Raw genomic sequence first — 23,499 nt, 5'->3', positions numbered from 1 at the left:
CGTGAAAAAAATATTGTGGCTTGGCTGCCTTTCATATCTTGTTATCGGAATTGCTCATATTATCGGTGGATCGATTCTAGAGCAGATCGTCACGCATTATGAGATCTCATATGCCGATGGCGGCCAATGGATTATGAATCAATTTTTAGGCTTTTTAGTGGGGGTATTATTAGGACCTTCTCTATCGACAAGACTAGGGAAAAGAATTACCATCGTCATTGCTTTTAGCGCTTTAACACTGGCAGAAGGGATATATAGTCTGCTTCCAGCGTGGGAATGGATGCTAATCATTGCGCCTTTTGCTGGATTTGGCTTCGGTATGATTGAATCAGTAATCGGAGCATTGATCATCGACTTGTTCAAGGATCAAACCGCGACAGCGATGAGTAAAATTGAAACATTTTTTGGATTAGGTGCATTATTTATTCCGCTAACAGCGGCTGTACTTATTCGATATCATATATGGGAATGGTCATTCCCGATCTTAACAGCAATAAGCGGTATAACCTTGTTGCTTTGGCTTTGTCTTTCATTCGGTAAAGACCTCGATGATAAAATTTCACAGCCTTCGAAGCAGGAGCGTGCCGCAGTGCTGCATAAACCGAAGTATCAGCAGCGAGCGTTGCCGTTTCTCATTCTGGCTATGATGTTCTTCTTCCTGTATGTTGGCGTCGAGATGAGTGTATCGAACTATTTACCATCGATTATGATTGAGCGAAGCGGACTCTCTGAGTCAAGCGCTGCAAGCATGCTTAGCTTGTTCTGGGCATTTATGGTAGTTGGTCGTGTGTTCTGCGGCGTGTTGGCTGACCGTTACGGCTATATCAAATACTTAATCGTGTCGATGGCCGTTGCTGTCATTGCCTTTATAGGTATGGTGTTCATTGAACAGGCATGGGCACAATTTGTGATGATTGCATTAAGTGGTTTAGGGTTTGCAGGAGTATTTGGCATTGGTCTTGTGTATGTGAATGCATGTCTACAGGGCATGACAGATCGCACAACGAGCTTGCTTGTCGCGTGTGGAGGCGTAGGGGGCGCATTGTTCCCTAAGCTGACGGGATGGTCTATGGACCAATATAATGCGGCAACTACGATCACCATTGTTGCGGCGTTAGTAGCTATTATGCTAACGTTCATGATTGTCATGATGGTCTACGGTGGCAATCGTAATTTACAGGAAGCTTTACCAGCTACTCATAAATAAATATTAGTCATCATGCAACAAAGGAACGATGCTTATCGTCTATAAGGGTGTTCAATCAATGATCATGACTAAGCTTAAAATAAGCTTATAGGATTGAACAGACAAGACAAAGCATCGTTCCTTTTTCTTGAGAGTGAATAGGTACAGGCAGTCATATTTGTACAGGTCATACATACAATAATAATACAGCTATCCTAAGATCGGAAAATAAAAAAGAGATACGACGTGCTCTAGTAGAGCCATCCTATCTCTTTGTCACTTATTTACTTGCTTCTACGTAATTTTCGTACTGTTCATCGGATAGTACACGTCTAGCCGTTACATAACGCGGCTTGTAGTAAGAAGAGTCTAGAGAGTCAATAGTAACGCCTTTGCTTGTAGAAGCGTGAGCGAATTTACCATCGCCTATGTAGATTCCTACGTGCGTAATACCTCCGTTGTTAGAGCCGCTTGTATCAAAGAATACAAGATCGCCAGATTTCAAGTTGTCTTTAGCAACTTTAGTTCCTTCAGATGCTTGATCTGCAGAACGGCGAGGTAGCTCAACATCCATCTTTTCGAAAATATAACGAACAAATCCAGAACAATCAAACCCGCTAGTAGTATTACCGCCGTACTTGTACTTTGTTCCTTTTACATCCTCAATATTGGTAAGCATTGAAGACGAGCTAGCAGAAACGCTTCCTGCTGAGAACGCTAACAGTAAGGTGATCGCTAATACCATTATGCTAAGCTTTTTCACAATTTAAGTCTCCTTCCAGATGTGCCGACGAGGTTAGCTGACGGGTTCGGTTGAAGGTTCCCTATGAATCTACCGTCACGAGCACTCGCAACGCAGTTCAATTCACCCCAAATGGATCCCCCGTTTCTCATGATTTCTCATAAGAATTTGGCAATAGGCTTACTTGTTACTTGTCAGATGTTACAAGCAATATAATAAACTGAAAATCTAATTCTGTGTAAAATGTGAGAAGATTCTAATCGTTTTCATATTTCTCTCAGAATTGATAGGATAGAGAAATAAGATACGTATCCGTCATAAACGCTAAAACAGGTTGATGAAACGGATGATTTGGTGTGTAAAATGGGTGTATTTTCATGAAAAGTTGTGTATCATAGAGGGATAAATACTCGCTTACGTGAAAGGTTGGTATAGATGGAAAACAGTAACGAAACGAAATCAGTTGCTTCTAATTTTATAAAACATATAGTTATAGATGATTTGCAGGAAGGAAGAGTAAATGAGGTCATCACTCGTTTTCCACCAGAGCCTAATGGATATCTACACATTGGTCATGCGAAATCTATCTGCCTTAACTTTGAACTGGCAGATGAGTTTAAAGGGAAAACAAATCTTCGCTTTGATGATACGAACCCAGTAAAAGAGGATACTGAATATGTAAACTCGATTAAAGAAGATGTTCAGTGGCTTGGATTTGATTGGGACAATCTGTACTATGCCTCTGATTATTTTGAAGAGTTATACAATCGCGCGGTGCTACTTATTAAGAAGGGCAAGGCCTATGTATGTGACTTATCTGCTGAAGAGATGCGTACGACGAGAGGGACGTTAACTGAGCCTGGGCAAAACAGTCCTTACCGTGATCGCTCCGTGGAGGAGAATCTTGATCTGTTTGCACGCATGAGATCAGGAGAATTTAAGGACGGAGAACGTGTGCTTCGTGCAAAAATTGATATGGCTTCATCTAATATAACGATGCGCGATCCTGTCTTGTACCGTATCGCTCACGCTCATCATCACCGCACAGGCGATGCATGGTGCATTTATCCGATGTATGACTTTGCTCATCCGCTAAGTGATGCAATTGAAGGCATTACACATTCGATCTGTACACTTGAGTTTGAGGATCACAGACCGCTATATGACTGGGTTGTTGCAGAGTGTGAGATGGACGCTCAGCCGCGTCAGTATGAGTTCGCTCGTCTTAACATTACAAATACGATTATGAGTAAGCGATATCTGAAATCTCTCGTCGATGAGGGTGTTGTAGAGGGCTGGGATGATCCTCGTATGCCGACGATTAGTGGGATGCGTCGCAAAGGCTATACAGCGGAAGCGATCCGCAACTTCTGTCGTGAGATTGGCGTAGCGAAAGCGAACAGTACGATTGAGGAAAGCTACCTGGAATATTTCATTCGCGAGGATCTAAAGCTGAAGGCTCCGCGTACGATGGCTGTACTAGATCCGATTAAAGTCGTAATTACAAACTATCCAGAGGGTCAAGTGGAATGGCTGGATGCAGAAATTAATGCTGAAAATCCAGAGATGGGCATCCGTCAAATTCCGTTTTCTCGTGAGATTTATATTGAACGCGAGGACTTTATGGAAAATCCGCCGAGCAAATACTTCCGTTTGTTCCCTGGCAACGAGGTTCGTCTTAAGCATGCTTACTTCATCGTGTGCAATGAAGTTGTAAAAAATGAACAAGGCGAAATTATCGAGCTACGCTGCACCTATGACCCTGAGACGAAGTCTGGCAGTGGGTTTACAGGTCGTAAAGTAAAGGGCACGATTCATTGGGTAGAAGCATCGATGGCAGTTCCAGCACAGCTGCGTTTGTTCGAACCACTAATTGAAGATGCGCCGGAATTGAAGGATGTACCGTTTCTTGAGCGGATTAACCCTAACTCTATGCGCATCGTTAACGGATATATTGAGCCTAACATGAAGGATGCTCAAACAGGCGACAAGTTCCAATTTTTCCGCCATGGCTATTTCTGTGTGGATCCTGCTAGAGGCGAAGACAATCAGCTTGTATTTAACCGAGTTGTCTCTTTAAAAAGCTCATTTGATCCAAAGAAGGCTTAAGGTGAACGATAAGAGATGTATCTTCAACTAGGCGGGGATATTTAATGAAGCATGAAATGATTGAGGAGTGAAGCAAGCGTGAGTAAATATTGGAGTCCCCTTACTGCCTCGCTAGAGCCGTATGTGCCTGGCGAGCAGCCTAAGGATAAAAAATATATAAAGCTGAATACAAACGAAAACCCATATCCTCCTTCACCGCTTGCCATTGCAGCGATGACAGATACGATAAATGAGGATTTGAGATTGTATCCTGATCCTAATTGTGATGTGCTTGTCCAAACGCTTGCTCAGCATGCTGGTCTATCACCGAAGCAAGTATTTGTAGGAAACGGCTCAGATGAAATACTAGCATTTGCTTTTGCGTCATTCTTTGACCCAAGCAAGCCAGTGCTATTTCCTGATGTGACGTATAGCTTCTATAAGGTTTATTCGAAGTTTTACGGCATTACGCCTAGGCTTATACCACTAGATGATCAGTATAACATCAATGTAGAGCAATATACTGGCGACCATGGCGGTATCATTATTCCTAATCCGAACGCCCCTACAGCGATGCCACTGTCGCTGGAGGATGTGAAACAACTATTGAAGAATAATGCAGACCAAGTCGTTATTATTGATGAGGCTTATGTTGATTTTGGAGCGGAGTCGGCTGTCACGCTTGTTAACTCCTATTCCAATTTACTCGTCATTCAGACATTGTCTAAGTCACGTTCGCTTGCTGGCCTGCGAGTAGGATATGCGTTTGGCTCTGAGGAGCTAATCGAAGGTCTTAATCGTACGAAGAACTCATTCAATTCTTATACCATCGATCGCGTTGCACTAGCCGGTGCTGTTGCCTCGATAGAGGATGAAGCGTATTTTAGAGAAATGACAGCGAAGGTCGTTGCGACGCGTGAACGAGTTGCTGAAAAGCTAGAATCTCTCGGTTTCATTGTAACGCCGTCAAAAGCCAATTTCTTATTTATTTCGCATCCTTCCTTTGCAGCAAAACAGCTATTTGAGCAGCTGCGCGAGCAAGGTGTGCTTGTACGTTACTTTGCTTCTCCGCGTATTGATAACTTTTTACGTGTTAGTATTGGAACAGATGGGGAAATGGATGTATTCCTTCAATTAGTGAAGCAGCTTACTCATTAATTTGTTTTGTTAGTGCGTAACTACGACCATAAATTAAGCACAAAACGATCTCTTGCACTCAGATGCAGGAGATCGTTTTGTATGGATAACGATGTATATTTGATTATCAACTGTTGAATCTTAATAGGCAGGAGTGGGGCGATATTGACAACTATAACTGTAACGTTTATTATTACAGTATAAAGCAGGGAGGCCCACTGAAGTGAATAGTGAATTTACAATTGCAGTGCATAGTTTAGTTTATTTGGCTAACCTACCGGATAGGATGGCCAGTAGCGAAATGATTGCTGAAAACGTAGGTACTCACTCAGCGCGAATTCGGAAAGTAATGAGTGGTATGCGACGCAGTGGCTTCGTTAATACTAGGGAGGGCTCTGGTGGCGGGTATCGTCTTACCATCGATCCAGATACGGTGACATTAGCTGATGTGTATCGTGTTATGGCACAAGGCTCTTTAATACCGAGCTGGTGCTCTGGAAATCCAGAAACGGATTGTATGGTAGGTTCGAATATGAATACTGTCATGTATGGTATCTTCTGTACTGCTGAGAAAAAACTGGAGGAGCATTTCAGCCATATTACAATTAGTGATGTGCTGAAGCAAATCCATGAATGTTAAACACCTGTCGGTGTGTAGGGTTAAGCCCTTAATCATATTACATTAGTGATCAGAGAGGATGATTGTAATGGCAATCGTATTAACGAAAGATAACTTTAATCAATCTATCGAGAACGGTGTTTCTCTTGTAGATTTTTGGGCTCCATGGTGCGGACCTTGTAAAATGCAGCTTCCTATCGTTGAAGAGCTTGCTACTGAGCTAGAGGGTCAAGCAACTATCGGTAAAATCAACGTTGATGAGCAGCCAGAGCTTGCAGCACAATTTGGAGTAATGAGTATTCCAACGCTTATTTTGTTCAAAGACGGTCAACCCGTTGATAAAATGGTAGGTCTTCAAAGCAAGGATGCACTAAAAACGAAAATCGCCAACGTTTAATATTGTAGTTTTTATAATGAGCTGTCCTTACAGTGTTTCACTGCAGGGGCAGCTTTAATTATGCATATCGATCATGAAACGGTGCCATTATACTTATAAATTCATAATCTACGTCTAACTTTTGAACATCGTAACGAATCTGGTTATGGTCTTTCTTTGTCGCCTAACCTAAGGTATAATGACGAAAGTTATGTTCTAAACGGGAATTTAGTGATGCTCAAGAAGTTATCATGAAAAGTTAAGCATATGCTTACGTAGTACTTTTCATGAACAAAAAGTATATCAAGAAGTTATCATGAAAAGTTAAGCGTATGCTTACGAAGTACTTTTCATGAACAAGAAGTATATCAAGAAGTTATCATGAAAAGTTTTAGGAGTTGAAATTATGGGTCTTTCATGTGGGGTTGTTGGTTTGCCAAACGTGGGTAAATCAACCTTATTTAATGCTATTACGCAAGCAGGTGCGGAATCTGCAAACTATCCATTCTGTACTATTGATCCAAACGTAGGCGTTGTTGAAGTACCTGATACACGCTTGGATAAATTAGTGGAATTAGTAAAGCCTAACAATACTGTGCCGACAGCGTTTGAGTTCGTTGATATTGCTGGACTTGTAGCGGGTGCGAGTAAAGGTGAAGGTCTAGGCAACAAGTTCCTAGCACATATCCGCGAGGTGGATGCGATTGTTCATGTCGTTCGTTGCTTCCAGGATGAAAATATTACGCATGTATCCGGTAAGGTAGATCCGCTTAGTGACATTCAGACAATTAATCTTGAGCTGATTCTAGCTGATATCGACTCTGTGGATCGTCGCATCGAGCGCTCACGTAAAAACATGAAGGGCGGCGACAAAAAAGTTGCACAAGAGGTTGAGGTGCTGGAGAAGGTTAAAGAGGCATTGTACAATGACAAGCCAGCACGCAGCATAGAGCTATCAGAAGATGAGCTTACCCTTATTAAGGAATTACATCTGCTTACATTAAAGCCTGTGCTTTACGCAGCGAATGTTAGTGAAGATGATGTAGCTAATCCTGAGGATAATGAGTATGTGAAGATCGTTCGCGAATTCGCTGCTAACGAAGGCGCGGAAGTTGTTCCGATTAGCGCGAAGGTTGAATCCGAGATCGCTGAGCTTGATGGCGAGGATAAGGAAATGTTTCTTGAGGAGCTCGGACTTGAGGAATCAGGCCTGAATCGTTTGATTCGAGCTGCATATAAGCTACTTGGTTTATATACGTACTTTACAGCGGGTGTGCAGGAAGTGCGCGCTTGGACGATTCGTAAAGGAATGAAGGCCCCGCAGGCAGCAGGAGTTATTCACACCGATTTTGAACGTGGTTTTATACGAGCGGAGGTTGTCTCTTTCGAGGATCTTGCCGCAGCGGGTTCTATGGCTACTGTTCGCGAGCGCGGTCAGTTGCGTCTTGAAGGTAAAGAGTATGTCGTGCAGGATGGCGATGTCATGCACTTCCGATTCAACGTGTAACAAAATAATTGTGCTTCGTCTCCAAACTGTGGATGGACGGAGCACTTTTTTATATTTATGTGTATATTATAGTAGGAAATAAACTAAACTGTGGATAACTTTATTAATTCATGTGTATATTTACCCAGAGTCTGTGGATGAATATGTGAATAGTGTTGATAACTTGTTGGTAAATGATTATTTTATAACTTCCAAAAAGCTATGAGTTCTAAGCTGCCTTTGGATATGTTATAATAAAAATTATTTTATTTTGAGGAAATGACAGAGGTGAATAACGTGTTAGATCGTTTACAGGCACTAGCTGATCGGTATGAAAAGTTAAGCGAATTGCTGTGTGATCCAGATGTAGCTAGCGATCCAAAACGATTGCGTGAGCTTTCAAAGGAGCAATCGGATCTTCAAGCTGCCTATGATGCCTATACTGAATATAAACAGGTAAGTCAGCAGCTCGATGACGCTAAGGAAATGCTAGCCGAAAAGCTTGATGATGATATGCGCGAGATGGTCAAGATGGAAGTTGATGAGCTATCTGAACGCAAAGTGGAGCTTGAGGAGAAGGTACGCATATTGCTTCTTCCGAAAGATCCGAATGATGACAAAAACGTCATTGTGGAAATTCGCGGAGCTGCGGGCGGAGATGAAGCCGCTTTGTTTGCTTATGAGCTTTATCGTATGTATACGAAGTATGCTGACGCTCAAGGCTGGAAAACAGAGCTGATGGAATATACAGAAAATGACTTGGGCGGATTTAAAGAAGTTATCTTTATGATTAATGGTAAAGGCGCATACAGCAAGATGAAATACGAAAGTGGTGCGCATCGTGTTCAGCGTATTCCTGTGACGGAGTCTGGAGGCCGTATCCATACCTCTACCTCTACTGTTGCAGTGATGCCTGAGGTTGAGGACGTTGAAGTTGAAATTCTTGACAAAGATATTCGAATCGATACCTTCTGCTCCAGCGGTGCTGGCGGACAGTCCGTTAACACGACGAAATCCGCTGTTCGTGTACTGCACGTACCTACAGGTATTATGGCAACGTGCCAAGACGGCAAATCGCAAAATGATAATAAAGCGAAGGCGCTACAAGTGCTTCGTGCCCGTATCTATGATATTCGCCGTCAAGAAGAGGAAGCGAAATATGCTGGCGAGCGTAAAAGCAAGGTTGGTACAGGGGATCGAAGCGAACGTATTCGCACATATAACTTCCCGCAAAGTCGTGTAACAGACCATCGCATTGGTCTAACTCTTCATAAGCTTGATTCTGTCATGAACGGTGATATGGACGAGATTATCAATCAGCTTACTGTAGCAGAGCAAGCAGAATTGTTAGAGAACGAAACAATGGGTGCATAATAAAGTAATGCGTAAGCGTGAGCCGGAGGCAGCTTGTTGTGAGAGGCTGCTGCAGGCTTGCGCTTTTTTACTACCATGGCATGTATTTCGATCTAATAGTTATTGAATTAATTCTTAGAAGGAGGTGGACCTATTGACACAGCAACCTTCACTTATTGCAGCTTGCCAATCGGAAGGACATACCATTTTTGAGAAGCTTCAGCTAGCGACTGCTTTTTTACGTGACCAAGGTGTAGGTGAGGCGAAGGAAAATGCCGAGCTGCTGCTGTTGCATGTGCTTAAGCTTGAGCGCGCACAGCTGCTCCTTCAATGGCAGGAGCTATTCCCGGCTAATCGCTTAGAGGAGTGGGGAGCGTGTCTAGAACGTAAAGGTAATGGCGAGCCGATCCAATATATTACGTCAGAGGCATGGTTTTACGGCCGCCGTTTTGCTGTATCGCCTGCTGTACTCATTCCACGTCCTGAGACAGAGCTGCTCGTAGAAGCGGTGCTAAAGCGTACGTCACAGTGGGCAGAAGCTTCACTCCACGTGCTTGATGTTGGTACAGGCAGTGGAGCAATAGCGGTTACGCTGCAGGCCGAGCGTCCTTCTTGGAACGTAATCGCCTCTGACCTGTCCCACGATGCGTTAGCGCAAGCGAAGCTCAATGCAAAGCAGCACGGGGTATTGGACAAGATGAGCTGGGTTCAAGGCGATCTGCTACAGCCCTTTCGCACGGCTGATGCATTAAAGCATAACGAAAATATCATCGATGTGCTTATCTCCAATCCGCCATATATACCAGAGTCGGATATGGAAGGTCTGCAGCGTGAAGTAAAAGATTATGAGCCACATTTAGCGTTAGTTGGCGGTAAAGATGGCTTGGATCCTTATCGAGCAATGATTGATACGATAGCAGAGCTTCCGAATAAGCCAAGGCTCGTAGCTTTCGAGTTAGGCATTCACCAGCCAGCAATCGTTGCAGATCTGCTGCGTTCACTCCAGGCATGGGACGAAGTGAGCATCATAACGGACTATGCAGGCATTGACCGTCACGTGCTTGCTATACGCTCGTAAATAAAAAAAGCATGACTTAGATACTGGTTAGGCACCACGTGCTACGCCGTATCTAAGTCGTGCTTTTTTGTTTTTATTTTGTAATAGGAGTTAAAAAGTTTTGCTTTCAAGACCAAGAAGATGGAGTGCTACTAGATATTAAGGAGCGCAGTGTACGTGGTGGGTACGTGAGCACCTAAAATGTTTTCGAAGAAAACATACGTCGTAAGCATCACATCGGTAGCATGACATATTCGATGTCGACTAAACTCCAACGTATTACCTCGTAATCAAAGTCATACTTTTTCTACTACAATTAATAGATTGATAGGTTTATAGTGTGTTAATTTTGGACAAGATAACTGTAGAGACGTTCCGGGACGCAAGCGGTACATTTTAGCGGGTGTACGAAAGGGGCTTGTGTAGAATGATGCATTTATCTTCTTCTTTTTCATATCGTAAGGTTTATGGGTATGTTGCACTTATTTTAATGGTTTTAGTGATGAGCTGGGAATATCAAAAGGTTGATGCTGCGCTTCACACGAATGCAATTCCTGAGGAAGCGATCAGACTACGTATTTTGGCTAACTCTGATTCTGCTTCTGATCAATTTATTAAAGCAAAGGTCCGTGATGCTGTCGTTGAAATGATGAATGGCTGGGTTGATGAGCCAATGTCCATTGACGAGGCACGGGTGCTGCTTGCAAGTCGCGAGCAGCAGCTGCAGCAGGTTGTTGCAGATACACTCTCTAGCAATGGCTACCAATATGGATTTGATACAGAGATTGGACAAGTAGAGTTTCCTACTAAGATGTATGGACAGGTTGTATATCCTGCTGGGGAATACGAGGCGTTGCTCATTACGCTCGGTAAAGGCGAAGGCCGTAACTGGTGGTGTGTACTATTTCCTCCGCTTTGCTTTACGGATGCAGTAGCGGGTGAGGCTACAAGTGTTGCTAAGGTGTCCGCAGCTGAGGAGGCTGAAGCTGAAACAGTAGAACTGCAAGCTGACGCTGAGGCATCTGAGGAATCAGCTGAGATCGAAGTAAAGTTCTTTATCGTTGAGCTGCTAGAGGATCTTGGAGCTTGGTTTAGCTCGTTGTTTGCTTAACTAATAAGAAACACAAATGCCAGTCCTATTCCAACTATGCTATAATAGCGTGGCAAACGATGAAGAGGGATGGATGGACGTGATGATTCATACAAAGGTATGGAAGATCGATCAAATAAAATCCGATTGGCACGTACAGCTGGCTCAGCCGGCAGCACTGCTTTCAGCAGGAAAGCAAATCGCTTTTCCTACGGAAACCGTGTACGGACTCGGTGCCGACGCGCGAAGTGAAGAAGCAGTAAGGGGGATATTTTCTGCCAAAGGGAGACCTTCAGATAATCCGCTTATTGTACATATATATGATCGCAGTCAAGTTCATGAGCTTACAAACTGCACAAATGAGCTTGCTGAACGGTTAATGGATCAATTTTGGCCGGGGCCATTAACATTAATATTACCTGTAAGGCAGGGTGTGTTGTCTAATCAAGTGACGGCTGGTCTTCAAACAGTCGGACTAAGAATGCCAGATCATCCGATCGCGTTAGAGCTGATGCGGCAAGCAGCAGTACCTATTGCAGCGCCTAGCGCTAATACATCAGGTAGACCAAGTCCTACGCTGGCCTCTCATGTCCTTGACGACTTGCAAGGTAAAATCGAGGGGATTGTCGATGGGGGCGCTACAGGTGTTGGTTTGGAATCTACAGTCGTAGAGGTATCCGGTCAACATATTCAAATTTTGCGACCAGGTGGTGTAACTGTTGAGCAGCTGCAAGCCTGCTGTCCAGAAGCTAGCGTAACCTTAGAGACTGAGCTGGAGACCAAGGAAGCTCCGCGTTCTCCAGGGATGAAGTATACGCACTATGCCCCGCAAGGAAAGCTGGTTATCGTGAAGGGTGAGTCAGCAGCCGTATCGCAATATATCGTACAGCAAGTTACAATGCATGCAGCCGAGAATAAATGTGGTGTGTTGTGCTTCAAAGAAAATGCACACCACTACGAACAGGCCGATCTTGTCCTTAGCTTAGGTAGTGTCAATCAGCTAGAGCAGGCAGCCTCGCGGTTATACGAAGCGCTTCGTAAGTTTGATGAATATGGCGTTACACGCATATGGTCGGAGGCTAGTACGACAGAAGGCATTGGAGCGGCGTTTATGAATAGGTTGATGAAGGCGGCAGGTCACAACGTTATTAACCTTTAGAAGATGAAGTCAAAAAGTTCAGGCTTGATGACGAAGTAACTCGTGGAGATTAGTCGACGTCGAATATGAAGCTCTACCGAAAGCTCCGTTGCTCACGTACCAACACCGTACGCTGCGCTACTCGCTTTCTAGTATTGCTTCATCTTCTTGGTCCTGAAACCCGAACTTTTTGAACCCTTATTTGAAGAGGACGTTCAAAAAGTCCAGGCTTGATGACGAAGTAACTCGATGTAGCTTATTCGGCATCGAATCTTGAATTCAGCGGGCCTTCCGGTGCTCACGTACCCATTACATAATAAGTTGTCAACTTTTCCTACTTGTTCGCATATGCTTGTACGAGTATATCGGACAAGGAGATAGGGAATATGGAGATGAATGTTTGGCTAGGACAGCTCATGACGATTACGATGATAGCACTCGCACTAGGCTTTGATGCTTTTTCTCTCGGCATTGGGATTGGGTTAAAAGGGATACGTTATCTGCATATATTGAAGCTCGGTATAGTGATCGGCTTGTTCCACATTCTGATGCCGATTGGCGGTATGTTGATGGGTAAGATGATGAGCGTTGTTCTTGGGGAATGGGCGACGATAGCTGCTGGAGTTTTACTTATTATACTTGGACTGCATATGATTATTCACTCCTTAAAGGAAGAGGAAGCACAGCTCTTTGATCATCGAACGATATGGGGCTTGTTGCTATTATCCTTTAGTGTAAGTGTCGATTCCTTCTCCGTAGGCATCACGCTTGGTATGTTTCAACTACCGCTATGGCTGACGGTATTGCTGTTTGGATGCTTTGGTGCTGTGATGGCAATGCTAGGCTTGACATTAGGGAAGAGAGTTAGTCATTCACTTGGAGACTATGGTGAAACGCTAGGTGGTGTCATTCTAGTCGTTTTTGGAATTTACTTTATTGTATAATAGAGAACGTAAAGGAGTTGGCGATGATGAAACAAATATTGTTCTTATGCACCGGCAATACATGTCGATCTCCAATGGCCGAAGCGTTTTTTAGAAGCTTGGCTCAAAAGAAAGGGCTGGCAGTTACCGTTCGATCCGCTGGCATCTCAACCGTTGATGGCATACCTGTATCAGCGAACTCTGTTCATGCTTTGCAGCAGCACGGCATTCAGCATCATGGTCATTCTACGGCATTGAATGATGAGGTGCTGCAATGGGCTGATCTGATCTTAACGATGACAGCTGGTCATAAGCGCGAAATTATTCGGCGCTATCCCGCAGTGATGGATCATATCTACACGGTCAAGGAATTCGCATATATGGACGATCAGCTTCAGGCTAAGCTTACAGAGCTAGAAGGGATTTATTCTGATCTTCAAATGCAGCAAGCGTTAGGCCAGCCACTAGATGAGATGAAGCGTCAACGCGCAATGGAGCTTGAGCACAGCATTCCAAGCTTTGATGTGGCCGATCCGTTTGGAGGTTCTCAATTCGTATATGACGAGTGTGCGAAGGAGCTAGAGGAAGCAATTCAAAAGGTAGTGGACAGGCTTATATCGATGAAGACTTCTTAATTAGATGTGAATAATCATATCCGATAAAGTTAGCGTACATTTTCATCTTAGGTGATTGATATTTCAACAAAGATCGGATATTATAAATATAACATAACGGTCTTCGATGTAACTGGCGACTTCAGTGGGTAACCACAATGGAGCATCGAAGTATACGGCCGGTCGCCTGGGCAAAGAGCAGCGTGCTGTCATTCAGCATGTCTTGCTCTTTTTTCATTTTTTTCGAAAAAGCGTTATACTACTACTATAAATATAAGTTCAAAGTTCGACTTTCAGTATTACTTCGTGATCAAAGTTGGATTCTTTGAACAACCATAAGTATGACGTAACTGCATCTAGTTCCTTATCCTAACAGAACGAAAGGGTGTTTTACCTTGAAAATTGCAATAAGCGCTGACCATGGCGGCTTTCGCTTAAAAAATGAAATCGTACCGTTCATCCAGTCATTAGGACATGAAATTGTTGATTTTGGCTGTGACTGCGATACATCAGTTGACTATCCAGACTATGCACTTCCTGTATGCGACCTTGTTGCAGAAGGCAAAGCAGATCGTGGAATTTTAATTTGCGGAACTGGCATTGGGATGTCGATCGCAGCTAACAAGCGTGCGGGCATTCGTTGTGCACTCGTTTCTGATACATTTTCTGCCCATGCAACGCGTGATCATAACGATACGAATGTATTGGCACTTGGCGAGCGTGTACTTGGCCCTGGCCTTGCCCTTGATATCGTTAAAATCTGGTTGGAAACTCCGTTCTCAAAAGGTGAGCGCCATGTCAATCGCATCGGTAAAGTGATGGAGATCGAAAAGCGCTACATTAAAGGGGAGTAGTTGTATGTCCTATTCACTAGATACAATTACTGCCGAGGTAGCTAAAGTAACGAGTGAATTAATGGAAAGATGCCAGTGGACCAAGGCGAAGCTTTTCATCATTGGTGCCAGCACAAGTGAGGTAGCAGGAGCGCATATTGGCTCAGCTGGCGCAGAAGATATTGCGGAAGCGATCTACTCTGGCATTCAGCAAGTAGCTAGCAGCTATCCCCTTATACCTGTGTTCCAATGCTGTGAGCATTTGAACCGCGCGATCGTTATCGAGCAGGAGCTGGCTGAAAACCTAGGACTCACCATTGTACAGGCACGGCCTATCCCCAAGGCAGGCGGCTCTATGGCTGCATATGCTTACAATCAACTGAAGCAGCCTTGTCTTGTAGAAAGCATAGCTGCTGACGCTGGAATTGATATTGGAGATACCTTTATTGGTATGCATTTGAAGCAGGTTGTTGTACCGTTCAGAGCATCGATTCAATCGATTGGATCAGCACATGTTACGCTGGCTTTTACACGCCCGAAGCTAATTGGCGGCGAGCGAGCAGTATATGAATAAATTGAAATTATTTAGGGAGGCATTTTAATGGAGCATTTACGTAAGCAAGACCCACAGGTTTTAGAAGCACTTGGATTAGAGCTTCAGCGTCAACGCGATAATATTGAACTAATCGCATCGGAGAACATCGTAAGTCCAGCAGTATTGGAAGCAATGGGATCTGTTCTAACGAACAAATATGCAGAAGGATACCCTAGCAAGCGTTACTATGGCGGCTGTGAGCATGTTGATATCGTAGAAGATATTGCTCGCGATCGTGCGAAAGAGCTATTTGGTGCAGAGCATGCTAACGTACAGCCACACTCTGGCGCTCAAGCGAATATGGCTGTGTATCTGGCGGCATTAAAGCCTGGCGATACTGTGCTTGGTATGAACCTTGCGCATGGTGGTCACTTAACGCATGGTAGCCCTGTTAATGCTTCCGGGCTTCTATACAATTTCGTAGCTTATGGTGTGCAAGAGGATTCCTTCACGATTGATTATGAAGAAGTTCGCAAGCTTGCCTTCAAGCACCGTCCACGTCTAATCGTAGCGGGTGCTAGTGCATATCCACGTATTATTGATTTTGAAAAGCTTGGTCAAATTGCTAATGAGGTTGGCGCATTGTTCATGGTTGACATGGCTCATATCGCAGGTCTTGTTGCTGCTGGCTTGCATCCAAACCCAGTACCACATGCTCACTTTGTTACGACAACAACGCACAAAACACTTCGCGGACCACGCGGTGGTATGATCCTTTGTCGTAAAGCTTGGGCTCCAGCAATTGATAAAGCAGTATTCCCTGGCTCACAAGGCGGCCCGCTTATGCATATCATTGCTGCAAAAGCTGTTGCATTCGGCGAAGCATTGCAGGATGAGTTTAAGCAATATGCTACTAATGTAGTGAACAACGCGAAGGTGCTAGCTGAAGCGTTAAGCGCACAAGGCATTAATCTAGTATCAGGTGGAACGGACAACCACTTAATGCTTATCGATACTCGTAACCTAAACATTACTGGTAAAGATGCTGAGCACGTACTAGATGAGGTTGGTATTACGGTTAATAAAAATGCGATTCCATTCGATCCTACTAGCCCATTTGTAACAAGCGGTATCCGTATCGGTACGCCAGCTGCTACAGCGCGTGGTATGGACGCAGCTGCGATGAGTGTCATTGCAGAAGTAATCGCATCAGTGTTGAAGAATCCACAGGATGAAGCAGTTAAAGACGCAGCTCGTAAAAAAGTACGCGATCTAACAGCAAAATTCCCTATCTACCCTGGATTAACTTACTAATATTCATAACGATTAACGGAAACCATAAAAAGGTAAACCTATACCTTTTTATGGTTTTTTTATTTGCAAAAATAGCTGTAAATCATTGAAAAATTGTGTATATCTAAACGCATAAAATGCATGATTATGACAATTAAAGTGTATAGAGCAGTGTAATTATGCAAATAGTAAAATAGAAAACGTGGCAAAATAGGTAAATTAATTTATCATGTATTGCCAATGCAGTTAAATTAACACATCCATAAACTGTATTCGAAAGTTGTTCACAAAGTCTAAATAGCTGCTTCAATTTCAGTAATAACAATTGGTTCACAAATTTGACCTTGTAGGGAGTCGCTTTCATAGGCCGGCTGCTGTCTTGACAGAGGTGTTGAATTAGAGTTATATTCATCTCCGTCTTTTTATTAAGGAATTGTAACCTTGCATTACAAGTAGGAATATTAAGGCGATTGAATATTCATGCATGCATGATGGCTATCGTCAATTTCTTTACTGATGCATTCACTCGATTCCACACCAAGTGCTTTATACATCAAGAAAAAGGGGAGTATCAGCATGAAGAAGAACAAATTGGTTTTCATGCTCTCGTTGGTGCTAGTGCTAGCGCTTGTTGTTACAGGCTGCGCATCTGGCTCAAAAAATGAGAGCGGAGCAAACAACAATGAGTTTCGCATCAATTTAGCAAGTGAACCACCAACTCTGGATCCTGCTCAGGCAACAGATCAGGTGTCATTCACAGTCATTAATGCGATCTACGAGGGCTTGACGATCATTGATGAGAATGGAAACGTACAGCCAGGTATTGCTGAGAAATGGGATGTGTCTGAGGACGGTAAAACGTACACATTCACTATTCGTTCTGATGCAAAATGGAACAACGGTGATCCTATAACAGCACATGACTTTGAATTCTCATGGAAACGTGCACTAGATCCGAAGCTAGTTCCTAAGCCATCTCAATATGCTTACCAAATGTACTATATCGAAGGTGCAGAAGCATATAATACGGGCTCTGGCTCTGTCGACGACGTAAAGATCAAAGCGACAGACGATCATACATTAGTCGTAACGCTTAATGCTCCGACCGTGTATTTTGAATCCTTGCTTTCTACAGCAATCTACTTCCCGGTTCACCAATCGGTAACTGAGAATGAAGCATTTGCTGCAGCAGCAGATACAATGATTACCAACGGTCCATTTACGATGACGGAGTGGAAACGTAATACATCCATCGTCCTAGAACCAAGTGAATCTTATTATGCTCGTAATGATATTAAATTCGCTAAAGTATCCTTCACGATGGTTAACGATTCTAACTCTGAGCTTAATATGTATGAGACTGGTAAGCTGGACTATGCTGGTTACCCTACAGGTGCTCTTCCAACCGATCAGTTTGCGAGCTTGAAGGAGAAATATCCTAATGAGTTCCAAATTAAAGGTACAGCTAGCTTGTACTACTATTTGATCAATACAACGGAAGCGCCATTTACAAACGAAAAAATTAGACAGGCATTGTCTCTATCCATCGATCGTGCAGCGATTACTGAAAAAGTAACGCTTGGCGGACAAATTCCTGCTTACGGCTTAGTTCCTCCGGGTATTAAAGGCGTTGAGGATGAATATCGCAATGAAGTCGATGATAACTACTTCCAAGAGGATCTTGAGCTTGCAAAACAATTGCTTGCAGAGGGTCTTGCCGAAGAAGGACTTACAGAGCTTCCAGCTTTCTCATTAACGTTTAACACGAATGAACTACACCAAAAGGTTGCTGAAGCTGTCGTTGATATGTGGAGCAATAATCTTGGTGTTAACGCTCAAATCGGTAACGAAGAGTGGGGCGTATTCCTAGATAATCGTACAGCAATGAACTATCAGGTTGCACGTGCAGGCTGGGGTGCTGACTACAACGATCCGATTTCATTCATTGGACTCTTTACTTCAAAAAGCGGAAACAACAACACGGGCTATGCTAACGTTGAATACGATGCGCTTGTAAGTCAAGTGGATCAGTCAACAGACGCAGCTGAACGTGTTCGTTTAATGGCCGAAGCTGAAAAAATGATTATTGATTCGCATTCGATCATTCCGATTTACTACTACAGTACAGTGTATCTAATGAAGCCTGACGTTAAAGGTGTTTACGTTGACTATAAAGGCGATGTTATCTTCACGCGTGGTTATTACGAAGCAGAAGCAGAATAAGTACGTTAGAAAAATCGAGGGATATATGCGCAGTTGGTAGCATATATCCCTTTCTTTCAGCATGATATGGAGGTGTACAAGCAATTGGTTCGATACGTTATCAAGAAGATACTGTTTATGCTGCTATCGCTTTTTGTATTAGCTTCAGCAACATTCTTCTTAATGAAGGCCATACCCGGCAATCCGTTTCAATCTGAAAAAAACATTCCTCCAGCTATTCAACAAATGCTGATGGAAAGATATGGATTTGACCAGCCTTTATGGAAGCAGTATATCACTTATATTGGTAATTTACTGCAGTTTGACTTGGGTACATCAATGAAACAGCAGTACGTTACCGTAGAAAGCGTAATAAAAAATGGCTTTGCCTATTCAATGCAACTTGGTGTGTTAGCAATTTTAGTATCTATTGTTGTCGGGGTGCTGCTTGGTCTTGTAGCAGCATTGAATCATCGTAAGTTTCTAGACGGATTTACTATTTTTATAGCCGTACTAGGAGTTTCTATTCCTAACTTTGTCGTTGCTTCTGCATTGCAGTATATATTTGGTGTTCAGCTGCGCTGGTTTAATGTAACTGGCCTGTATGGACCGCTCGATTATGTTCTACCTGTTATCGCACTCTCTTTCTTGCCTACCGCGTTTATCGCGCGATTAACGAGATCCAGCATGCTAGAGGTGCTTTCGGCTGATTATATTAAAACGGCTCGTTCAAAAGGCTTGTCGGGCAGAGTAATTCTCGTAAAGCATGCTTTGCGTAATGCGATTTTACCTGTTGTAACCTACGTAGGTCCTATGACAGCCAACATTATTACCGGTTCGGTCATTGTCGAACAGATCTTTGGTATCGGCGGTCTAGGTAAAGACTTTGTTAGCAGTATTACGAATCGTGACTATACACTCATTATGGGTTTAACGTTATTCTATGCAGTTATCCTCATGATCGCACGTCTTATTACGGATGTCGCCTATGGCTTTGTTGATCCTCGGATCAAACTTACAGGCGGGAAAGGAGGTTCGTAATGTCAGATCAAACGCTAAAAAAGCAAGATTTTGCTAAATTAGACAGAACGGAGCAGCCCAAAGAGCTTGTTGTACGCGAAAGTATATCGGCTTGGAAGGATGCATGGCTTCGTCTAAAAGAAAATAAACTAGCGATGATTAGCTTGTATGTGTTAATCGTTATTGCTTTGTTTGCGATTTTTGCTCAGTTTATGACACCTTATGATTATAAAACGAATGATCTTTCAAGTACGAACCTCCCTCCTGGTCCTGACCATTGGTTTGGTACCGATGCACTAGGCCGCGATATGTTCGAGAGAACATGGATGGGCGCAGGGATCTCCTTGCAGGTTGGACTATATGCTGCGCTGGTTGATCTAGTACTTGGCGTCATTATCGGCGGCATTATGGGCTACTATGGCGGTAAAGTCGATGAAATCTTAAACCGCTTTTGTGAAATTATGTACTCTATTCCAAGTATGCTTGTTGTCATTCTGCTCATTGTTGTTCTAGAGCCTAGTATGTTTACGATCGTTCTCGCACTAAGTATTACAGGCTGGATCAATATGGCCTGGATTGTACGCGGACAAGTCATGCAGCTAAAAAACCAAGAGTATGTGCTTGCTGCACGTACGATCGGTGCAAGTACAAGCCGCATTATGTTTAAGCATCTTATTCCGAATGCGCTAGGACCAATTATCGTTACGATTACGATGACTGTGCCATCAGCAATATTCGCAGAGGCTTTTCTAAGCTTTCTTGGCTTAGGTGTTCAATCGCCTGCTGCTTCTCTAGGTACGTTGATTAATGACGCCTTAAAGGCGATGACTGTATATCCATGGCGGATGCTGTTCCCTGCTATACTCATAAGTTTAACAATGCTTTGCTTTAATATTTTTGGAGATGGCTTACGTGATGCGCTTGATCCGAAGATGAAAAAATAGGAGGTGGAAACATGGAAAAGCTACTTGAGGTTCATGATCTAAAGGTTAACTTTAATGTTCGCGGTGGTGTCGTACAAGCAGTACGCGGCGTGAATTTTCATATTAACAAGGGTGAAGCAGTAGCTATTGTAGGTGAATCAGGTTGTGGTAAAAGTGTCACCGCTCAATCCTTGATGCGCCTTATTCCGAGTCCTCCTGCTAATTTGAGTGGTGAAATATTATTTAATGGGGAAGATCTATTAAAAAAATCAGATAAAGAGATGGAAGCTGTTCGAGGTAAAGATATCGGGATGATCTTTCAGGATCCGATGACATCATTGAATCCTACGCTAACAATCGGTACTCAAATTATCGAAGGTCTTAAAAAGCACGAAAAAATAAGCAAAGCAGATGCACGGGAGCGTGCGATCGAAATGCTTAAGCTTGTTGGTATACCAAATCCAGAAAGCCGTGTAGACCAATATCCCCATCAATTTTCCGGTGGTATGCGTCAGCGTGCTATGATTGCTATTGCGCTGGCTTGCAATCCCGCATTATTAATTGCGGATGAGCCAACGACCGCGCTTGATGTAACGATTCAAGCTCAAATTATGCAGGTCATGAAGGACTTGCAGCAAAAAATGGGCACTTCCATTGTGCTTATTACACACGATCTAGGCGTTGTTGCCGATGTATGTGATCGCGTCATCGTTATGTATGCGGGTAAGGTTGTAGAAACGGGAACGAAGCATGAGATATTCAACAATCCGCAGCACCCGTATACAAGAGGTCTTCTTCGTTCTGTTCCACGTCTTGATCAGAAGAAGGACGAGCCATTAGTTCCTATTCATGGCACACCGCCAGATTTGTTCTCGCCACCGAAGGGCTGCAGCTTCTGCGCTCGATGTGATGAGGCAATGAGAGTATGTGTGGATAATGACCCAGATCTTGTCGCAGCTGAAGAGGGCGATGAGCATGCTGGTCATCGAGCAGCCTGCTGGCTGTTGCACCCTTATGCGAAGGGGGAAGTGAACCAATGAGTAAGCCGCTTATAGAGGTTAATCATTTAAGTAAATTTTTTAATCTAGGTAATAATAACATTCTTAAAGCAGTCAATGATCTTAATTTTTCGATAGAGCAAGGTGAAACCGTAGGGGTTGTAGGTGAATCTGGATGCGGGAAGTCAACAGCTGGCCGCACGATGATGCGCTTATACGAGCCTACGGAAGGTGAAGTACTGTTCAATGGAAAAAACATTTATTCGATGCGCGGTTCAGAGCTGAAGCAGCTTCGCCGCGATATGCAGATGATCTTCCAGGATCCGTACGCTTCACTCAATCCTAGAATGACGGTTATGGACATTATCGGTGAATCCCTTGATGTGCATAAGCTCGTTAGCAGCCGTAAAGAGCGTAAAAAACGTGTTGAGCAACTGCTTGATCTCGTTAATCTTAATGCTGCGCACGCTTCACGTTATCCTCATGAATTTTCAGGTGGTCAACGTCAACGTATCGGGATTGCTCGAGCACTTGCGGTAAATCCGAAGTTCATTATTGCAGACGAACCAATCTCTGCACTGGACGTATCGATTCAGGCACAGGTCGTTAATCTCTTGCAGGACCTTCAGCGTGATATGGGCTTAACGTATTTGTTTATTGCGCATGATCTGTCTATGGTCAAGCATATTAGTGACCGAGTGGCCGTGATGTACCTCGGCAAAATCGTAGAGCTTGCGCGTAGCGAAGACCTGTATAGCGACCCAAGACATCCTTACACAAGAGCGTTGATGTCTGCGATACCGATTCCAGATCCTGATGTAGAGCAGACAAGGGAGAGAATTGTACTAAGCGGTGATCTGCCTAGTCCAATCCATCTTCCAACCGGCTGTCCGTTCCATACGAGATGCCCGATCGCTACTGATAAATGTAAAGTGGATGCTCCTAAGCTGCTAGAAGTGAAGGATAAGCATTTTGCTGCATGTCATTACGCGTAAAACACTGTTAAGGAATGTGAATATAAAACAAAATCGACCAAGGCAGCTTGCTTTTGGTCGATTTTGTTTAATGTATGATATAATTTTCACTAACTTTTTCCCTAACTTCATAAAGAAATGTGGCTTGCTTGTTAACAACAAGTAAATTATGATGCAACTCGCTAATGACAGTGCTATAATAAGTTGGATTATGAGCAATATTAATAATAAGAATAAAATAGATGAATAATAGAAAAAGGATAAATTTGGGAGGCAACATGGGTAAATTATTTATTTGTGATCATCCGATGATCCAGCACAAGTTAACATTTATTCGAGACAAAAATACAAACACAAAGGATTTTCGTGAGCTCATCGATGAAGTAGCTACTTTCATGGCATATGAGATTACTAGAGATTTGCCGCTCGAGACGGTTCAGGTAGAAACACCTGTAGCTGTTACGGATGCCAAGATTGTGTCTGGACGTATGATTGGGCTAGTGCCGATTCTTCGTGCTGGTCTCGGAATGGTGGATGGGATCCTTAAGATGATTCCTTCTGCAAAGGTTGGTCATATTGGACTGGCTCGTGATCACGAAACATTAAAGCCTAAAGAATATTACATTAATTTACCTACTGATGCGCAGGAACGTCTACTTATTGTTGTAGATCCAATGCTTGCAACAGGCGGCTCTGCTGTTGCTGCCATTAACTCTCTAAAGCAACGCGGCTGTGATCATATCAAGCTAATGTGTGTCATTGCAGCGCCTGAAGGGATTAAAGCTGTACAGGATGCACATCCAGATATTGATATCTATATTGCAGCGCAGGATGAGCGTCTTAACGAGAAAGGCTATATTGTGCCAGGCCTTGGAGACGCAGGCGACCGTATATTTGGTACGAATTAACTGA

Annotated in this window: 22 protein-coding genes and 2 riboswitches; of the genes, 21 read left to right on the top strand and 1 reads right to left on the bottom strand. The window is 43.4% G+C overall.

Annotation, left to right across the window (positions count from 1 at the left end; all coding sequences use genetic code 11):
• The first annotated feature begins 1 nt into the window (after position 1).
• A complete protein-coding gene (locus M3180_RS18250) occupies positions 2-1,207 on the top strand; it encodes an MFS transporter (RefSeq protein WP_251670145.1) in 1,206 nt (401 codons plus the stop codon).
• 259 nt (positions 1,208-1,466) lie between these two features.
• On the opposite strand, the gene M3180_RS18245 is transcribed toward M3180_RS18250, so the two are convergent.
• Positions 1,467-1,949: a C40 family peptidase gene (locus M3180_RS18245; protein ID WP_251670143.1), complete on the bottom strand. Its 483-nt coding sequence runs from the start codon at positions 1,947-1,949 to the stop codon at positions 1,467-1,469.
• 7 nt (positions 1,950-1,956) lie between these two features.
• Positions 1,957-2,112: riboswitch (cyclic di-AMP (ydaO/yuaA leader) on the bottom strand.
• A gap of 251 nt (positions 2,113-2,363) precedes the next feature.
• On the opposite strand from M3180_RS18245, the gene M3180_RS18240 reads away from it, so the two are divergent.
• The 20 genes from M3180_RS18240 (at position 2,364) to upp (ending at position 23,495) form a co-directional block, all read left to right on the top strand.
• Positions 2,364-4,037 (top strand): glutamine--tRNA ligase/YqeY domain fusion protein, encoded by a 1,674-nt coding sequence (locus M3180_RS18240; RefSeq protein ID WP_251670141.1) that lies wholly within the window; start codon positions 2,364-2,366, stop codon positions 4,035-4,037.
• 78 nt (positions 4,038-4,115) lie between these two features.
• Positions 4,116-5,174 carry a histidinol-phosphate transaminase gene (hisC, locus tag M3180_RS18235; RefSeq protein ID WP_251670139.1) on the top strand — a complete coding sequence of 353 codons (1,059 nt, stop codon included), beginning with the start codon at positions 4,116-4,118 and terminating at the stop codon, positions 5,172-5,174.
• Positions 5,175-5,376: 202 nt separating this feature from the next.
• The gene (locus tag M3180_RS18230) at positions 5,377-5,793 is read left to right on the top strand and encodes an RrF2 family transcriptional regulator (RefSeq protein ID WP_251670137.1); all 417 of its coding nucleotides are present in this window, start codon (positions 5,377-5,379) and stop codon (positions 5,791-5,793) included.
• 67 nt (positions 5,794-5,860) lie between these two features.
• Positions 5,861-6,169 carry a thioredoxin gene (gene trxA, locus M3180_RS18225; protein WP_251670135.1) on the top strand — a complete coding sequence of 103 codons (309 nt, stop codon included), beginning with the start codon at positions 5,861-5,863 and terminating at the stop codon, positions 6,167-6,169.
• A 385-nt stretch (positions 6,170-6,554) separates the two neighbouring features.
• On the top strand, positions 6,555-7,655 hold the full coding sequence (ychF, locus tag M3180_RS18220) for a redox-regulated ATPase YchF (protein WP_251670133.1): 1,101 nt from the start codon (positions 6,555-6,557) through the stop codon (positions 7,653-7,655).
• Positions 7,656-7,931: 276 nt separating this feature from the next.
• Positions 7,932-9,008, top strand: coding sequence for a peptide chain release factor 1 (gene prfA / locus M3180_RS18215; protein ID WP_251670204.1), 1,077 nt, complete (start codon positions 7,932-7,934; stop codon positions 9,006-9,008).
• 133 nt (positions 9,009-9,141) lie between these two features.
• Positions 9,142-10,065, top strand: a complete 924-nt coding sequence (prmC, locus tag M3180_RS18210; RefSeq protein WP_251670131.1) for a peptide chain release factor N(5)-glutamine methyltransferase — start codon at positions 9,142-9,144, stop codon at positions 10,063-10,065.
• Between the two features lie 406 nt (positions 10,066-10,471).
• The gene (gene spoIIR / locus M3180_RS18205; RefSeq protein WP_251670129.1) at positions 10,472-11,155 is read left to right on the top strand and encodes a stage II sporulation protein R; all 684 of its coding nucleotides are present in this window, start codon (positions 10,472-10,474) and stop codon (positions 11,153-11,155) included.
• Positions 11,156-11,228: 73 nt separating this feature from the next.
• Positions 11,229-12,293, top strand: a complete 1,065-nt coding sequence (locus tag M3180_RS18200; RefSeq protein ID WP_349774494.1) for an L-threonylcarbamoyladenylate synthase — start codon at positions 11,229-11,231, stop codon at positions 12,291-12,293.
• A 365-nt stretch (positions 12,294-12,658) separates the two neighbouring features.
• The gene (locus tag M3180_RS18195) at positions 12,659-13,216 is read left to right on the top strand and encodes a manganese efflux pump MntP (protein ID WP_251670127.1); all 558 of its coding nucleotides are present in this window, start codon (positions 12,659-12,661) and stop codon (positions 13,214-13,216) included.
• 23 nt (positions 13,217-13,239) lie between these two features.
• Positions 13,240-13,830, top strand: coding sequence for a low molecular weight protein arginine phosphatase (locus M3180_RS18190; protein WP_285855792.1), 591 nt, complete (start codon positions 13,240-13,242; stop codon positions 13,828-13,830).
• A 98-nt stretch (positions 13,831-13,928) separates the two neighbouring features.
• Positions 13,929-14,009: riboswitch (ZMP/ZTP riboswitch) on the top strand.
• 195 nt (positions 14,010-14,204) lie between these two features.
• Complete coding sequence (rpiB, locus tag M3180_RS18185; protein WP_251670125.1) at positions 14,205-14,663, top strand: ribose 5-phosphate isomerase B; 459 nt, start codon at positions 14,205-14,207, stop codon at positions 14,661-14,663.
• 4 nt (positions 14,664-14,667) lie between these two features.
• Positions 14,668-15,216 carry a TIGR01440 family protein gene (locus M3180_RS18180; RefSeq protein ID WP_251670123.1) on the top strand — a complete coding sequence of 183 codons (549 nt, stop codon included), beginning with the start codon at positions 14,668-14,670 and terminating at the stop codon, positions 15,214-15,216.
• Between the two features lie 27 nt (positions 15,217-15,243).
• On the top strand, positions 15,244-16,491 hold the full coding sequence (gene glyA, locus M3180_RS18175; protein ID WP_251670121.1) for a serine hydroxymethyltransferase: 1,248 nt from the start codon (positions 15,244-15,246) through the stop codon (positions 16,489-16,491).
• A gap of 555 nt (positions 16,492-17,046) precedes the next feature.
• The gene (locus M3180_RS18170) at positions 17,047-18,693 is read left to right on the top strand and encodes a peptide ABC transporter substrate-binding protein (RefSeq protein ID WP_251670119.1); all 1,647 of its coding nucleotides are present in this window, start codon (positions 17,047-17,049) and stop codon (positions 18,691-18,693) included.
• Between the two features lie 84 nt (positions 18,694-18,777).
• Complete coding sequence (locus tag M3180_RS18165) at positions 18,778-19,713, top strand: ABC transporter permease (protein ID WP_251670118.1); 936 nt, start codon at positions 18,778-18,780, stop codon at positions 19,711-19,713.
• A complete protein-coding gene (locus tag M3180_RS18160; RefSeq protein WP_251670116.1) occupies positions 19,713-20,636 on the top strand; it encodes an ABC transporter permease in 924 nt (307 codons plus the stop codon). The genes M3180_RS18165 and M3180_RS18160 overlap by 1 nt, the downstream gene beginning before the upstream one ends.
• Positions 20,637-20,647: 11 nt before the next feature.
• Positions 20,648-21,655, top strand: coding sequence for an ABC transporter ATP-binding protein (locus tag M3180_RS18155; RefSeq protein WP_251670115.1), 1,008 nt, complete (start codon positions 20,648-20,650; stop codon positions 21,653-21,655).
• Positions 21,652-22,608, top strand: coding sequence for an ABC transporter ATP-binding protein (locus tag M3180_RS18150; RefSeq protein ID WP_251670113.1), 957 nt, complete (start codon positions 21,652-21,654; stop codon positions 22,606-22,608). Before M3180_RS18155 ends, M3180_RS18150 begins: the two co-directional genes overlap by 4 nt.
• Positions 22,609-22,865: 257 nt before the next feature.
• Complete coding sequence (gene upp, locus M3180_RS18145; protein ID WP_251670111.1) at positions 22,866-23,495, top strand: uracil phosphoribosyltransferase; 630 nt, start codon at positions 22,866-22,868, stop codon at positions 23,493-23,495.
• The last annotated feature ends 4 nt before the right edge of the window (positions 23,496-23,499 follow it).

The sequence above is a fragment of the Paenibacillus camelliae genome (assembly GCF_023715345.1).
Classification (GTDB): Bacteria; Bacillota; Bacilli; order Paenibacillales; family Paenibacillaceae; genus Pristimantibacillus; species Pristimantibacillus camelliae.
This window is presented reverse-complemented; position numbering and strand designations above follow the sequence as displayed.